Below are 15,764 nucleotides of genomic sequence, written 5' to 3'. Positions count from 1 at the left end.
AGCGTCAGTGCGCGTGGGTGTGGCGGCGGCCGAACAGTCCGCCCCAGTGCCGGTGCTCACGCCCGGGCACGGTTTCGGCCGGCTCCGCGTCGGCAACCGCAGCCGGCTCGGCCGGCACTGTCGTGGCGACGGGCCGCTGTGCGTATTCGATGTCACGCACGCTGCGGACCGACAACCGGCCGACTGCGATGGCCCCCAGGAACACGATCAGGGCGCCCAGCCCGGAGAAGTAGGCCAGCTCCAGGGTGATCCGCTTGGCGTCGGTCACCGCGATCGGCATCCCGACGTCCCCGATGCCCAGCGGACCGGCGAGGGCCCGGCCGACCACGAACCACGCTCCGCCCAGCACGGCCAGCCACGCACCGAACTGCGCGGTCGCCCGGTTTCCCGAACCCAGCAGCAGGAGACCACCCAGCGCCGTCACGGCGCCTGGAAGCACCTCCAGCCAGCCCCGCGCCGTCGTCCACACCCAGCCTTGATCCGGGGTGAAGGCGAAGTCGAAGTACGGCCCGACGAACGGGATCAGCGCACCCCAGATTCCCAGCAGCACCAGCAACAGGCCACTGGCGGCACCACGGCTGCGCCGCATCCGTAAGCGACCACCGCGGGTATCGAATTCGGTCATGATGCCTCCTTTGACTCCCGGTGGATACCCCCGAACTCACTGGGGGTAACGCCCCTAATCTGGGGTCATGCGTCTCGTCGGGTCTGCTCTGCGCGATTCGTTGGCCGATGCCTGGGAACGCTGGGCGTATCGGTGCGCCGAACTGAGCGCGACACAGTGGCGTACCGCCACTCGATGTGAGGCGTGGGATGTCCAGGCCCTGGTGGCTCACGTGTGCCCGGAGGCCAGCACGTTCGACCAACTCGTCAACGCGCCGGCGGTCAGCCCGGCGGCGGTGGCCGATGCCGCCGAGATGCTGCGCATCTTCAACCAGCCGGACGGTGTCGCCAACACCACCGCCGAGCAGATCGCCGAGCGTGGCGTGCTGGCGGCCACGACGTTGACACCTGCGACAGCTGCGGCCCGGTTCGTCGACGCGGCGGCTCGGCTGCGCGCCATGCCCGAGATGTCCCGTGCCGACGAGACGGTGATCAGCTATCCGATCATCGGCAGTACCACGCTCGCAGTGGTTGCCGAGGTCGCGCTGCTGGAAGCCACCGTGCATCTGCTGGATCTGGACGATGCGGTCGGCGGCGCGGCGCCATCGGCCGTGGCGTTGGCCGCCACCCGCGATCTGCTGATCTCGGTACCCGATCCAACCGTGGCGGTCGAGGCTCTCGCCGGCCGGAGGCCCGCGCAGGCGGCGGTGCCGGCAATCCGTTGATACCCCGTTATCAGTCGCTCCCCAGGCCGCACTCCGGAATGACGAAGTTCACAGCACACTGACAGCAAAAATTCCGGAAATCCGGAAATAAGTTTAGATTTACTAACGTAGTAGTCCCTGTGGGTGCAGCGTCGCGCCATTGATTATTTATTAGCTATTTTCCAAGGGGTACCACCTGATGCCGTCCGATACGCACGAGGAGCGGCGCGAACGCCGCGTCGCAGAACTGACCGCCACCGATCCGCAGTTTGCTGCCTCAGCCCCCGACGATGCCGTCACCGCGGCTGTCGATACGCCAGGCCTCCGGCTGCCGCAGATCGTGCAGACCGTGCTGCAGGGCTATGCCGATCGGCCCGCGCTCGGCGAACGTGCTGTCGAGATCGTCGTCGATCCGGCTACCGGCCGGACGGTCGCCAAACTGCTCCCCCGCTTCGAGACCATCACCTACCGCGAACTGCAGGACCGGGTCCAGGCCGTGGCCAACGCCCTGCACGAGTCGACCGTCGCACCCGAAGACCGGGTCGCCGTCCTGGGCTTCACGAGCGCCGACTACACCGTCATCGACACCGCCCTGGGACTGTTGGGCGCGGTGTCCGTGCCGCTGCAGACGAGTTCGGTCGCCGCAGCACTGGCGCCGATCGTCGCCGAGACAGAGCCCCGCGTCATCGCCGCCAGCGTCGACCATCTGCCCGACGCCGTCGAATTGGCCCTGACCTCGCACGCACCCGCGAAGGTGGTGGTGTTCGACTACCGCCCCGAGGTCGACGACGAGCGCGAAGCCGTTGCCGAGGCGACCGCCAAGCTCGCCGGCGCCGCCACCCCGGTGGCGATCGAGACCCTGGCCGACCTCATCGCCCGCGGCCGCGACCTGCCGCCGGCGCCCGCCCCGGATTTCGGTGGCGCCGATCCGCTTGCGCTGCTGATCTACACCTCCGGCAGCACCGGAGCCCCCAAGGGCGCGATGTACCTGCAGAGCGCAGTCGCCAAGTTCTGGCGGCGCAACAGCAAGGCCTGGATCAGCCATCCCGGCACCGCAATCAACCTCAGCTTCATGCCGATGAGCCACGTGATGGGCCGCGGCATCCTCTACGCCTCCCTGGCCGCCGGCGGTACCTGCTACTTCGCTGCCCGCAGCGATCTGTCGACGCTGCTCGAGGATCTGGCGTTGACCCGGCCCACCGAGCTGAACTTCGTCCCGCGGGTCTGGGAGATGATCTACAGCGAATTCCAGAGCCGGCTCGACAGCCGGTTGGCCGATGGCGGCGACCGCGCGGCGGTCGAAGCCGAGGTGATGGCCGACGTGCGCGAGAACCTGCTCGGCGGCCGGTTCGTCTCCGCGATGACGGGATCAGCCCCGATCTCGGCCGAACTCAAAGCCTGGCTCAACGACTTCCTGCAGATTCACCTGCTGGAGGGCTACGGCTCCACCGAGGCCGGCATGGCCCTGTTCGACGACCACATCCAGCGGCCGCCGGTGATCGACTACAAGCTCGTCGACGTCCCGGATCTCGGCTACTTCGCCACCGACAAGCCCTACCCGCGCGGTGAGCTGCTGCTCAAGACCGAGAACCTGTTCCCCGGCTACTACAAGCGCCCGGAGATCACCGCGAGTGTGTTCGACGAAGACGGCTTCTACCGCACCGGCGATGTCGTCGCCGAAATCGGCCCGGATCATCTGAAGTACGTCGACCGCCGCAACAACGTGCTCAAGCTGGCCCAGGGCGAGTTCGTCACGCTGGCCAAGCTGGAGGCGGTGTTCGGCAACAGCCCGCTGGTGAAGCAGATCTACTTGTACGGCAACAGCTCTCGGCCCTACCTGCTGGCCGTTGTCGTGCCCAGCGATCCCACGGTGTCCAAACCGGAGATCGCCGAGTCGCTGCAGGAGGTGGCCCGGGCCGCCGAGCTGCAGTCCTACGAGATTCCTCGGGATTTCCTGGTCGAGACAACGCCGTTCAGCCTGGAGAACGGCCTGTTGACCGGTATCCGGAAGCTGGCCTGGCCCAAGCTGAAGGCACACTACGGCGAGCGGCTGGAGCAGCTCTACACCGACCTGGCCGAAGGTCAGGCCAACGAGCTGCGGGCGCTGCGCCAGGCCGGTGCGGACGCACCCGTCGTCGAGACGGTCGGTCGTGCGGCCGCCGCGCTGCTGGGGGCGTCGGCCTCGGATGTCGCCCCGGACGCCCACTTCACCGATCTCGGTGGAGATTCGTTGTCGGCGTTGACCTTCGGGAACCTGCTGCGCGAGATCTTCGACGTGGATGTGCCGGTGGGCGTGATCGTGAGCCCGGCCACCGATCTGGCCGGGATCGCCGCCTACATCGAGACCCAGCGCGAATCCGGGTCACTGCGCGCGACGTATGCCTCGGTGCACGGCCGCGATGCCACCGAGGTGCATGCCCGCGACCTGACCCTGGACAAGTTCATCGACGCCGACACCCTGGCCGCCGCAGCCAACCTGCCCAAGGCTCCGGCCGAGGTCCGCACCGTCCTGCTGACCGGCACCACCGGTTTCCTCGGCCGCTACCTGGCCCTGGAATGGCTGGAGCGCATGGACCTCGTCGACGGCACGGTGATCTGCCTGGTCCGGGCCAAGAGCGACGCCGAAGCGCGGGCCCGGCTCGACGCCACCTTCGATGTGGGTGACGCGAAACTGCTTGCCCACTACCGGGAATTGGCCGCCGACCACCTCGAAGTGATCGCCGGCGACAAGGGCGAGACGAACCTGGGTCTGGACCACGACACCTGGCAGCGCCTGGCCGACACCGTCGACCTGATCGTCGACCCGGCCGCCCTGGTCAACCACGTGCTGCCCTACAGCGAGCTGTTCGGTCCCAACGTGGCCGGCACGGCCGAGCTGATCAAGGTCGCGCTGACCACCAAGATCAAGCCGTTCACCTACGTCTCGACAATCGGTGTCGGTGACCAGCTGGCACCGGGAGAGTTCACCGAGCAGGCCGACGTCCGGGTGATGAGTGCGACCCGCCGCGTGGACGACTCGTATGCCAATGGTTACGGCAACAGCAAGTGGGGCGGCGAGGTTCTGCTGCGGGAGGCCAACGACCTGTGCGGGATGCCGGCCGCGGTGTTCCGCTGCGACATGATCCTGGCCGACACCACCTACTCCGGCCAGCTCAACCTGCCCGACATGTTCACCCGGATGATGCTCAGCGTCGTGGCATCGGGGATCGCGCCGAAGTCGTTCTACGAGCTGGACGCCCAGGGCAACCGTCAGCGCGCGCACTACGACGGCCTGCCCGTGGAGTTCATCGCCGAGGCCATCTCCACCCTCGGGGCGCAGTCCGTCGAGAAGTTCGAGACCTTCCACGTGATGAACCCCTACGACGACGGCCTGAGCCTGGACCAGTTCGTCGACTGGCTGATCGAGGCGGGGTATGCGATCGAGCACATCGACGATTACTCCGAGTGGCTGCAGCGCTTCGACAGCACGCTGCGGGCGTTGCCGGACAAGCAGCGTCAGGCCTCGCTGCTGCCGCTCATCCACAACTATCAGCGGCCCGAGCGCCCGGTCCGCGGCTCGCTGGCGCCGACCGACGTCTTCCGGGCGGCGGTCCAGGAAGCCAAGATCGGCCCGGACAAGGACATCCCCCATGTCACGGCGCCGGTGATCGTGCAGTACATCACCAACCTGCAGCAGCTGGGCCTGCTCTAGTCGGTTCGGATGTGCCCGCCCCACTTCCCCGTGGGGCGGGCACATCCGACCGTGACGCATCTCGCACCGCCGGAACTGGCATCTCGAAATATAATTAGTTTTACTAACGTAGTAATTAGTAGGCGCGATGAACGCGCCGGCCAGATTTATTTTGATTTGCTCAGGGGACTGATATGACGACCGAAACACGCGAGGACCGGCTGCAACGCCGGATCGCACACCTGTACGAGACCGATTCACAGTTCGCCGACGCCCGCCCCAGCGACGCCGTAAACACCGCAGTTTCACAGCCCGATCTGCGCTTGCCCGCGGTGGTCAAGGGAGTGCTCACCGGCTACGCCGACCGCCCCGCACTCGGGCAGCGCGCCGTCGAGTACGTCACCGACGCCGACGGACGCACATCGGCCCGACTGCTCCCCCGTTTCGACACCATCACCTACCGCCAACTGGGTGACCGTATCCAGGCCGTGACCAACGCCTGGCACAACCACCCGGTGAAGCCCGGCGACCGGGTCGCCATCCTCGGATTCACCAGCGTGGACTACACCACCATCGACACCGCGCTCATCGAACTCGGTGCCGTCTCGGTACCGCTGCAGACCAGCGCACCGGTCACCACCCTGCGACCCATCGTCGCCGAGACCGCACCGACGGTCATCGCCGCCAGCATCGACTTCCTTTCCGACGCAGTCGAATTGGTTCGGTCCGGCCCCGCGCCCCGTCGACTGGTGGTGTTCGACTACCGCCCCCGGGTCGACGCCCAGCGCGAGTCCTTCGACGCCGCCAAGGCAGCGCTGGCCGACACCGACGTCATCGTCGAACCGTTGGCCGACGTACTGGATCGCGGCCGTTCACTGGCCGACGCTCCGCTGTACACGCCGGGTCAGGCCGACCCGCTGGCGATGCTGATCTACACCTCCGGCAGCACCGGCACCCCCAAGGGCGCCATGTACCCGGAGAGCAAGGTCGCCAACATGTGGCAGATCGCCACCAAGGCCACCTGGGACGAGAACCAGGCGGCGCTGCCGGCGATCACCCTCAACTTCATGCCGATGAGCCACGTCATGGGCCGCGGCATCCTGATCGGCACGCTCAGCTCGGGCGGCACCGCCTACTTCGCCGCGCGCAGCGACCTGTCGACGTTCCTGGACGATCTCGCCCTGGTACGGCCCACGCAGCTCAGTTTCGTCCCCCGCATCTGGGACATGCTGTTTCAGGAGTACCAGGCCCGGGTGGACCGCTCCGTGGGCGACGGGGCCGCCGCCGAAGACCGGGTGCTCGCCGAGGTCCGCAAAGACCTGCTGGGTGGGCGGTTCGTCTCCGCGATGACCGGCTCCGCGCCGATCTCGGCCGAGATGAAGGCCTGGGTGGAGCGCCTGCTCGACATGCACCTGCTGGAGGGCTACGGCTCGACCGAGGCCGGTTCGGTCTTCGTCGACGGGTACATCCAGCGTCCGCCGGTGATCGACTACAAGTTGGTCGACGTCCCGGATCTGGGCTACTTCCGCACCGACCAGCCCCACCCCCGCGGTGAGCTGCTGGTGAAGTCCGAGCAGATGTTCCCCGGCTACTACAAGCGCCCCGAGATCACCGCCGAGATGTTCGACGAGGACGGCTACTACCGCACCGGGGACATCGTCGCCGAACTCGGTCCCGACCACGTCGAGTACCTCGACCGGCGTAACAACGTGCTGAAGCTTTCACAGGGCGAGTTCGTGACTGTCTCAAAGCTGGAAGCGGTCTTCGGAGACAGCCCGCTGGTGCGACAGATCTTCATCTACGGCAACAGCGCCCGCTCCTATCTGCTGGCCGTCGTGGTGCCGACCGATCCGGCAGCGTCCAAGACGGCGATCAGCGACTCGTTGCAGGATGCGGCGCGTGCCGCCGGCCTGCAAAGTTACGAGGTTCCTCGTGACTTCATCGTGGAGACAACGCCGTTCAGCCTGGAGAACGGTCTGTTGACCGGCATTCGCAAGCTGGCCCGCCCGAACCTGAAGGCCCACTACGGCGAGCGGTTGGAGCAGCTTTACACCGAGCTGGCCGAAGGCCAGGCCAACGAGCTCAGTGAACTGCGTCGCAGCGGTGCCCACGCCCCGGTCCTCGACACCGTGAGCCGGGCCGCCGGGGCCCTGCTGGGTGCCGCGGCATCCGATCTCGCCCCCGAGGCCCACTTCACCGATCTGGGCGGGGATTCGCTGTCCGCCTTGACCTTCGGAAACCTGCTGCAGGAGATCTTCGACGTCGAGGTGCCCGTGTCGGCCATCGTCAGCCCGGCATCGGATCTTCGGACCATCGCCGAGTACATCGAGGCTCAGCGCTCCGGTGCCAATTTGCGGCCGACCTTCACCTCGGTGCACGGTCGCAACGCGACCGAGGTCCATGCGTCCGATCTGACGCTGGACAAATTCATCGACGCCGCGACGTTGGCTGCCGCACCGAGCCTGCCCGGTCCGGTCAGTGAGATCCGCACCGTCCTACTCACCGGCGCCACCGGTTTCCTGGGTCGTTACCTGGCCCTGGAGTGGCTGGAGCGCATGGATCTCGTCGACGGCAAGGTCATCTGCCTCGTGCGCGCCAAGTCGGACGAGGAAGCCCGGGCGCGGCTCGACAAGACCTTCGACAGTGCTGGACCTAACAGCGGCGGCGACCCCAAGCTGCTGGCGCACTACCGCGAGCTGGCCGCCGACCATCTCGAGGTGATCGCCGGCGACAAAGGCGAGGCCGATCTAGGCCTCGACCGGGCGACCTGGCAGCGCCTGGCCGACACCGTCGATTTCATCGTCGACCCGGCCGCCCTGGTCAACCACGTGCTGCCCTACAGCGAACTGTTCGGCCCCAACGCGCTTGGCACTGCCGAGCTCATCCGGATCGCACTCACCACGCGGATCAAGCCGTTCGCGTACGTGTCGACCATCGGCGTGGGCGGCGGTATCGAGCCAGGAAAGTTCGTGGAGGACGCGGACATCCGAGCCATCAGTCCAACTCGACGTGTCGACGACAGCTATGCCAACGGATACGGCAACAGCAAATGGGCCGGCGAGGTCCTGCTGCGTGAAGCTCACGATCTGGCCGGGCTGCCGGTGACCGTGTTCCGCTGCGACATGATCCTCGCCGACACCACCTATGCCGGCCAGTTGAACCTGCCCGACATGTTCACCCGCATGATGTTCAGCCTCGTCGCCACCGGTGTCGCGCCGAAGTCCTTCAACCAGTTGGACGCCGACGGCAACCGGCAGCGCTCGCACTACGACGGTCTGCCCGTCGAGTTCATCGCCGAGGCCATCTCCACCCTGGGCGCCCATGTCCAGGATGGCTTCGAGACCTACCACGTGATGAACCCGCACGACGACGGCCTCGGCATGGACGAGTTCGTCGACTGGCTCATCGAGGCCGGCTACCCGATCCAGCGCGTCGCGGACTACCACGAGTGGCTGTCCCGCTTCGAGACCACGTTGCGGGCGTTGCCCGACAAGCAACGACAGGCCTCGCTGCTGCCGCTGCTGCACAACTACCAGCAGCCCGGCGTGCCGGTCAACGGCGCGATGGCACCGACCGACGTGTTCCGTACCGCAGTGCAGGACGCGAAGATCGGCCCGGACAAGGACATCCCCCATGTCACCCGGGAGGTCATCGTGAAGTACATCAGGGATCTGAAACTGCTCGGATTGCTGTAAAAGACTTCCCCACAAGGGAAGAATCCCCTGAGCGGCCGCGGTCCTTATCCAGGACCGCGGCCAATCAGTTTGTGCTCGTCATCGGGTGGTCAGCCCGATGACCAATAACACGGCCGCGGCCAGCATGGAGCCGACTCCGGCGAACGCCAGACCGGCGGTGAGCATGCGGTCTATTCAAACAGGCCGGCCTGCCCCAGACCGGTTACCGGTGGTTGCATTCCCAGGTGCGTCCAGGCCAGCGGCGTGGCCACCCGGCCCCGCGGGGTGCGGGCCACCATGCCGGCGCGCACCAGGAAGGGCTCGCAGACCTCTTCGACCGTGGTCGCCTCCTCGCCAACCGCCACGGCAAGGGTCGACACTCCGACTGGCCCGCCGCCGAAACTGCGGGTGAGTGCCGACAGCACAGCGCGGTCGAGGCGGTCGAGGCCGAGCTCGTCGACGTCGTAGACCTCCAGAGCGGCCTTGGCGATGTCGCGGGTGATCACGCCGTCGGCGCGGACCTCGGCATAGTCGCGCACCCGGCGCAGCAACCGGTTGGCGATGCGCGGGGTGCCGCGGGAACGCCGGGCGATCTCGGCGCCGGCGTCGGCACCGAGCTGGATACCGAGGATTCCCGCGGATCGGGCCAGTACCCGCTCGAGTTCGACCGGCTCGTAGAAATCCATGTGGGCGGTGAACCCGAACCGGTCCCGCAGCGGCCCGGTCAGTGCGCCGGACCGGGTGGTCGCCCCCACCAGGGTGAACGGTGCCACCTCGAGCGGGATCGAGGTGGCGCCAGGACCTTTGCCGACCACCACGTCGACGCGGAAGTCCTCCATCGCCAGATACAGCATCTCCTCGGCGGGCCGGGCGATGCGGTGGATCTCGTCGATGAACAGCACATCGTGCTCGACGAGGTTGGACAGCATGGCGGCCAGGTCGCCGGCGCGTTCCAGCGCCGGGCCGGAGGTGAGTCGCAGTGACGAGCCGAGCTCGGCCGCGATGATCATCGCCAGCGAGGTCTTGCCCAGGCCGGGCGGACCGGACAACAGGATGTGATCCGGTGTGCCGCCACGGTTCTTGGCGCCCTCGATGACCAATTGCAGCTGCTCGCGTACGCGGGGCTGACCGATGAACTCCCCGAGTGAGCGCGGACGCAGACTCGCGTCGATATCACCCTCGCCGACCGTCAGCGCCGGCGAGACCTCCCGCTCGTCGGGCTCCTCGGCATCGTCGAAACGGCCCATTACTTCTTACCCAACATCGACAACGCCGCCCGCAACGCGGACGACGTGGTGGCCTCGGGATCGTTGGCGAGCACCTTGTCGGTGGCCTCCTCGGCCTGCTTGGCCGCGAAGCCGAGGCCGACGAGGGCTTCCACCACCGGTGCCCGCACGGCGTGACCGACCGATCCGCCGATGGCCCCGGGGGTGACCGGGCCGATCTTGTCGCGCAGTTCCAGCACCATGCGCTCGGCGCCGCGTTTGCCGATCCCCGGCACCCGGGTCAGCGCCGTCACGTCGCTGTCGGCCAGGGCCTGCCGCAAGGCCTGCGGGTCATGGACCGCCAGTGTCGCCAAGGCGATCTTGGGGCCGACACCGGACACCCCGAGCAGCGTGAGGAACAGATCGCGGGCCTCACCGTCGGCGAACCCATAGAGCGTCATCGAGTCCTCGCGCACGATCATCGCGGTGATCAGCCGGGACTCGGTACCCCGGCGCAGCGTGGCCAGTGTCGACGGCGTCGCCATCACCTTGTAGCCGACCCCGGCGGCCTCGATCACCGCATGGTCCAGGGCGATGTCGATCACCTCGCCGCGCACCGAGGCGATCATGCCCGGGCCGCCTTGACCTTGGCCTGATACTTGCGGCGTTGCTCGGCGGCCATCGCCTCGGCGGCGGCCATCCGCGCGATCATCGGTGCCCGCCAGCAGTGACAGATCGCCAGCGCCAGCGCGTCGGCGGCGTCGGCGGGTGTCGGTTTCTGTTGCAGCGCAAGGATTCTGGTGACCATCTCGGTGACCTGCGCCTTGCCGGCCCGGCCGTTGCCGGTGACGGCGGCCTTCACCTCCGAGGGCGTGTGAAAATGCACGTCGATGTCGCGACGGGCGGCGGCCAGGGCGATCACCCCGCCGGCCTGCGCGGTGCCCATCACCGTCGACACGTTCTGCTGGGCGAAGACCCGTTCGATGGCGATCACATCGGGCCGGTGGGTGTCCAGCCAATACTCGACAGTGTCACTGATCGTCAGCAGCCGTTTCTGCAGCGGCGCATCGGCCGGGGTACGCACCACATCCACATCCAGCGCGATGACCTGCCGGCCCTTGCCGTTCTCGATCACCGACAGCCCGCAACGCGTCAACCCGGGATCGACTCCCATCACCCGCACGCGAACCCCTTCGTCAGAACATCTGTTCGAGAGCCTAGCGTGAGCCGACGACGGCCGCCTACAGGGACACGCTCAGATCGTCGATCGTCGTAGGGTCGAATGCATGCGCGTAGTGATAGCCGGCGGGCACGGCAAGATCGCCCTCATCCTCGAGCGTCTCCTGTCCGAACGCGGGGATTCGGCGACCGGCCTCATCCGCAACCCGGATCAGGAGGCTGATCTGCAGGAAGTCGGCGCCGGCGCCGTCGTGCTGGATCTGGAGCAGGCGTCGGTCGCCGAGGTGGCCGACGCGGTGCGTGGAGCCGACGCCGTGGTGTTCGCGGCCGGTGCCGGGCCGGGCAGCGGGGCGGCGCGTAAACAGACCGTGGATCGCGATGCGGCGATATTGCTGGCCGATGCCGCCGAAGCCGCGGGCGTGGACCGCTACGTGATGGTGTCCGCGATGGCTGCCGACGACCGCTCCCGTGACGATTCCTACGACGAGGTGTTCCGGGCGTACATGCAAGCCAAATCCGAGGCCGACGCCGATGTGCGGGCGCGCACCGGGCTGCGCACGACGATCGTGCGCCCGGGCGGGCTCACCGACGAACTGGGCACCGGAAACGTCACCATCGCTGAATCAACGGGGCCGCGGCACCATTCCGCGCGCCGACGTCGCGCAGGTGCTGCTCGCCGTCCTGCACGAGCCTGAGACCGCCGGGCGGACCTTCGAGGTGATCTCGGGCCAGACTCCTATCGACGCAGCGCTGCACCCGACGCGATGAACGACTTGATCTGATCGATGCGGGCGCTGGTCGCGCCCCAGCCACGCACGGCTTCCTCACTGACGATCTTGCGGTCACGGCGAACCACGATGATCCACGGCGTGCCGAACAGTGAACGGGCCAGCACCCACAGCGGCAGCAGGAGCAGCAACAGCAGGAACTCGGCAGCCACCAGCAGCGCCAACACCAGGGCCGGGACCAACAGCACCACAAGGGCGATGTTCAGCACGACGCTGATGATGTCGTCCCCGTCGGTGAAGGACGCGTCGCCAAAACCCCACTCGTCTGGCATCTTTCGGCGTGGACGCCACGGCACCCAGCGCCGGCGCACCGTCCACTTGACGCCCTCAGGGTCGAGGACGCTCGCCATCACTCCTCGTCGAGCTGCGCGGCGACGTCGTCGGGGATGTCGATGTTGGTGTACACGTCCTGCACGTCGTCGCTGTCCTCCAGCGCGTCGACGAGCTTGAACACCTTGCGGGCGCCTTCGAGGTCCACGGGCACGGTGACCGAGGGCTGAAAGCTGGCCTCGGCCGAGTCGTAGTCGATGCCGGCGTCCTGCAGCGCGGTGCGCACTGCCACCAGGTCGGTGGGTTCGGAGATGATCTCGAAGGAGTCGCCCAGGTCGTTGACCTCTTCGGCCCCGGCCTCCAACACGGCCAACAGCACGTCGTCCTCGGTCAGGCCGTTCTTCTCCAAGGTCACCACGCCCTTGCGGGAGAACAGGTAGGCCACCGAACCGGGATCGGCCATGTTGCCGCCGTTGCGGGTCATCGCGACGCGCACCTCACCGGCCGCCCGGTTGCGGTTGTCGGTCAGGCACTCGACGAGCACCGCGACACCGTTGGGGCCGTACCCCTCGTACGTGATGTTCTGCCAGTCGGCGCCACCGGCCTCTTCACCACCGCCGCGCTTGCGGGCGCGCTCGATGTTGTCGTTGGGCACCGAGCTCTTCTTGGCCTTCTGGATGGCGTCGTAGAGTGTCGGGTTGCCGGCCGGGTCGCCCCCGCCGACACGCGCTGCGACCTCGATGTTCTTGATCAACTTGGCGAACATCTTGCCGCGCTTGGCATCGATGACGGCCTTCTTGTGCTTGGTGGTGGCCCACTTGGAATGGCCGCTCATGCAGGTACGCCCTCTTTCTCGTCAAACTTCGGCCATTCAGTCTACGTGGGCCGTTATCCAGCAGCTATCGGCAGCGCCGCATTGGCGTCCGCGGTGAAAATATCGTCGTCACCCATCCAGTGCACCAGCCTGGCCAGTGGGTACATGGCGTCGTGCGGGCCGCCGGCGACATGGGCGTTGGCGGTGCCCACCCGGCACAGCCGCTGACCGCCCGCGCCGGCCAGCGCGTCGCGCAGCGCGGTCTTGCGTTCGAACGGGTAGATGCCGATGGTCTGGGTGGCGACGTTGACGTGGCGGACCGCGTCGTCGAGGGACCTCACCATCACCACGTTCGACGTCTTATGGGACGGATGGAAATCCACCGGGGCGTCCGACAGCAGCACCACACCCTGGCCGTCGAACCGGCCGAATACCTGCAGTTCGTCACCCATCGCGGCCATCACCTCGACCTCGTCGCGGATGTCGGCCGGCGGCAGCGGGGCCACCGCCGAGCCGAACAGCCGGTCGACGCCCAGACGCGGCTGCAGGTGCGCGCAGAACCGCTCGGCCTGCGCCCGGTCGGTGGTCTCCAGGAACACGAATCGGCTTGCCAGGCAGGCTTCCTGGTTGAACACACAGGTATCGGCCGCCACCCGTTCGGCGACATCGGCGAGAGTCTGCTCGGACTCGAACACCTCGCGGCCGATCATCGAGATCGAGCTCTTGGGGTCGAACGACACCAGTTGGATGCCCGGGCCCAGATACTTGATGACGTTGCCGATCGCCGGCCCGCCGCCCCACGCCACGATCTTGTCGAAGTACTGCGGGCGGTAGATCGTCCGCTCGAGCGACTCGTCACCGCCGGACCAGTACACCGCTGACATCGACTGCACCACTGGGTGTTTCGGATCGATCTCGGCCATGGTGCGCAGCACGGCCACGGTGGTGAACGGGTCCGAGGAGGGCATCTTGAACACGCTGATGCCCTTGACCAACGCACTCTGGGCGATCGAGGCGATGCAGCCGGCCGGGGCGTTGCCGGCCAGCATGTGCACCATCCGCGGCGGGAAGGCCCGGATGGCTCCGGTGTTGCCTGCGGCGTCGGTGCGGCTCACCCAGCCGTCGAGCACCGCCGGGTCGGCGAAGTTCGATTCGACCTGGGACCAGAGGCTGTCGGGGCGCAGCAGCTCGGGCGCGGTCCGGTAGAGATTCTCCACCACCCGTCGCGGCAGTGGGTTGGTCTCGGCCACCAGGTCAAGGCAGCGCTGCAGGTGCGGGTTGTGGTCCAGGGCCAGGCGGTCACCGGTCTCGGCCAGGAATTCGATGATCTCGGCCAGCGGAACGTCGAGCAGCGGGGGCAACTGCGAGCGCGGGGTGATCAGGGCGTCCAGTTCGATTGCCGGCGTGGTGAAGTCCACTCCGAGGTCGCGGGAGCGAAATTGGCTGCCGGTCCCCTCGACCAGCTCGCCGCGGATGAAGAACGGTGCCGCCAGGGACGTCGTGGTGCTCATGCCTCACCCCGCACGTAGGCGTCGATGGTGCCCGAGCAGGTGATCTTGTCCCCGCCCAGATCGGCATAGCGGGTGATGTCCGGGCCCACCGTAGGCCCTTGATGGCCGCAGTCGCAGACCCCGAAATCGGCGTCGATGCGGTCTCCGGAGATGACCCCGCCCCAGCGGCCTTCCAGCGACAGGTCGAAGAACGCGCCACGGGCCTGCACCGGACCGGCGGTGGTGTCGACGAGCTTATCGCCGGGTTCGTCCAACGGCAGCAACACAACCCACGGCGGTATGTGGTAACGCCCGGCCCGGCACTTCGGGAACGGGGTGTTCAGCTCCTGCATGGTGTAGAAGTGGTACACCCGTTCCTCGGCGATGTTGAAGGTGTCGAAGATGAACTCGCGGTAGTCCGGCGGCAACACCGCACCCTTGAGGCCACCGGCCACCAGCAGGGCGGTGTCAGCGCGGAAGTCACTGTCCGAGAATCCTTTTGCCCGCACCCCCTGGGCCACCTGGTACAGCGAGGCGAACATCGAGGTCAGCAACAACGACCGGTCGCGGTTGGCGATGAGCTCGTCGACCGCACCGGCGATGGCGCCCTCCATCGCGTTCTGCCGTGCGGCACTGGTGGCTTCGAATGTGGTGAGCTCGGATGGACTGGCGGTGCCATCGCCGATGCGGCGGCGCAGGCCGATCATTTCCATGATGGCGCCGACCGAGATCGGCTCGACCGGCAACTGGTAGCTGTCGGCGTCGCTGGAGAAGGCCTCCACGAGCGCGAGCCGGGTACGCTCGTTGCGTTCGACCTTGGTACGCGGCCCCAGCCCGAACAGTTTGCGGCTGCCGTCGGCCGCAATGCCAGTGGCCCAGGTCAATCCGGTGACATTGGCCCGAGAGGCCACGTCCAGATCAGATTCCGAGCAGGCGATCATGGCCGGTTTCCCGGTGGTACCGCTGGAGCAGGTCAGGTAGCACCCGACGGACTCCATCCGGTCGACGAAGTCGTCGAGGCCGCCGACTCCGTCGACGTCGATACCGGATGGATCGCACGTGGAGACGGTGCCGACCCACTTGACCATTCGGTCCCACCGGCCGTCGGTCAGCCAGTTCTGCGCGTAACTCTTGTAGGCGCTGTGCGCGAACAGCAGTGGCACCAGGTCTTCGCGCCGAGCGACCTTGGTGATCTCGGCGGATTGGGCGCGGTTGCGCAGCAGCGGGATCTGATCGACGCGGGTGGCGAAGCGCTCGTTGACAGCTTCGACCTGCAGGTCGTGTACATCAGCCGGGGCGATGTCGTAGCGATCGGGCGCCTCTTGGAGGGCGAGAAGTTGCTCGACGGCGGTCATGGGGGCCTCCTG

The 15,764-nt window shown here is 67.3% G+C and carries 11 protein-coding genes and 1 pseudogene; 4 read left to right on the top strand and 8 right to left on the bottom strand.

Translation table 11 applies throughout. From position 1 onward, the window contains the following. Window positions 1–4 precede the first annotated feature (4 nt). Window positions 5–625, bottom strand: coding sequence for a hypothetical protein (locus FR943_RS13060; RefSeq protein WP_217157662.1), 621 nt, complete (start codon window positions 623–625; stop codon window positions 5–7). A gap of 67 nt (window positions 626–692) precedes the next feature. On the opposite strand from FR943_RS13060, the gene FR943_RS13055 reads away from it, so the two are divergent. The 3 genes from FR943_RS13055 (at window position 693) to car (FR943_RS13045) (ending at window position 8,672) form a co-directional block, all read left to right on the top strand. Further along, the gene (locus tag FR943_RS13055) at window positions 693–1,328 is read left to right on the top strand and encodes a maleylpyruvate isomerase N-terminal domain-containing protein (protein WP_217157660.1); all 636 of its coding nucleotides are present in this window, start codon (window positions 693–695) and stop codon (window positions 1,326–1,328) included. 178 nt (window positions 1,329–1,506) lie between these two features. Then, window positions 1,507–4,998, top strand: coding sequence for a carboxylic acid reductase (gene car, locus FR943_RS13050; RefSeq protein WP_217157659.1), 3,492 nt, complete (start codon window positions 1,507–1,509; stop codon window positions 4,996–4,998). 173 nt (window positions 4,999–5,171) lie between these two features. Beyond that, complete coding sequence (gene car / locus FR943_RS13045) at window positions 5,172–8,672, top strand: carboxylic acid reductase (RefSeq protein ID WP_217157657.1); 3,501 nt, start codon at window positions 5,172–5,174, stop codon at window positions 8,670–8,672. A 170-nt stretch (window positions 8,673–8,842) separates the two neighbouring features. Here car (FR943_RS13045) and ruvB read toward each other — a convergent pair whose 3' ends face one another. From ruvB to ruvC, 3 genes are read right to left on the bottom strand one after another with little or no spacing between them, the layout of a single operon-like run. Next, window positions 8,843–9,898 (bottom strand): Holliday junction branch migration DNA helicase RuvB, encoded by a 1,056-nt coding sequence (ruvB, locus tag FR943_RS13040; RefSeq protein ID WP_217157655.1) that lies wholly within the window; start codon window positions 9,896–9,898, stop codon window positions 8,843–8,845. Further along, window positions 9,898–10,485, bottom strand: coding sequence for a Holliday junction branch migration protein RuvA (gene ruvA, locus FR943_RS13035; RefSeq protein WP_217157653.1), 588 nt, complete (start codon window positions 10,483–10,485; stop codon window positions 9,898–9,900). Before ruvA ends, ruvB begins: the two co-directional genes overlap by 1 nt. Continuing rightward, window positions 10,482–11,039, bottom strand: a complete 558-nt coding sequence (gene ruvC, locus FR943_RS13030) for a crossover junction endodeoxyribonuclease RuvC (protein ID WP_217157651.1) — start codon at window positions 11,037–11,039, stop codon at window positions 10,482–10,484. Before ruvC ends, ruvA begins: the two co-directional genes overlap by 4 nt. A gap of 103 nt (window positions 11,040–11,142) precedes the next feature. Here ruvC and FR943_RS13025 point away from each other — a divergent pair. Next, window positions 11,143–11,803, top strand: a pseudogene (locus FR943_RS13025) (NAD(P)H-binding protein). Here FR943_RS13025 and FR943_RS13020 read toward each other — a convergent pair. Genes FR943_RS13020 through FR943_RS13005 form a run of 4 tightly spaced genes read right to left on the bottom strand, consistent with a single transcriptional unit; the run spans window position 11,772 to window position 15,752 of the window. After that, window positions 11,772–12,173 (bottom strand): hypothetical protein, encoded by a 402-nt coding sequence (locus FR943_RS13020; RefSeq protein ID WP_217157648.1) that lies wholly within the window; start codon window positions 12,171–12,173, stop codon window positions 11,772–11,774. The pseudogene FR943_RS13025 and the gene FR943_RS13020 overlap by 32 nt on opposite strands. Beyond that, complete coding sequence (locus FR943_RS13015; RefSeq protein WP_217157645.1) at window positions 12,173–12,928, bottom strand: YebC/PmpR family DNA-binding transcriptional regulator; 756 nt, start codon at window positions 12,926–12,928, stop codon at window positions 12,173–12,175. The genes FR943_RS13020 and FR943_RS13015 overlap by 1 nt, the downstream gene beginning before the upstream one ends. Before the next feature lie 53 nt (window positions 12,929–12,981). Then, window positions 12,982–14,418, bottom strand: coding sequence for an acyl-CoA reductase (locus tag FR943_RS13010; protein ID WP_217157644.1), 1,437 nt, complete (start codon window positions 14,416–14,418; stop codon window positions 12,982–12,984). Further along, on the bottom strand, window positions 14,415–15,752 hold the full coding sequence (locus FR943_RS13005; protein ID WP_217157642.1) for a long-chain-fatty-acid--protein ligase: 1,338 nt from the start codon (window positions 15,750–15,752) through the stop codon (window positions 14,415–14,417). The genes FR943_RS13010 and FR943_RS13005 overlap by 4 nt, the downstream gene beginning before the upstream one ends. Window positions 15,753–15,764 lie beyond the last annotated feature (12 nt).

The organism is [Mycobacterium] fortunisiensis (assembly GCF_019050325.1).
GTDB classification, from domain to species: domain Bacteria; phylum Actinomycetota; class Actinomycetes; order Mycobacteriales; family Mycobacteriaceae; genus Mycobacterium; species Mycobacterium fortunisiensis.
This window is presented reverse-complemented; position numbering and strand designations above follow the sequence as displayed.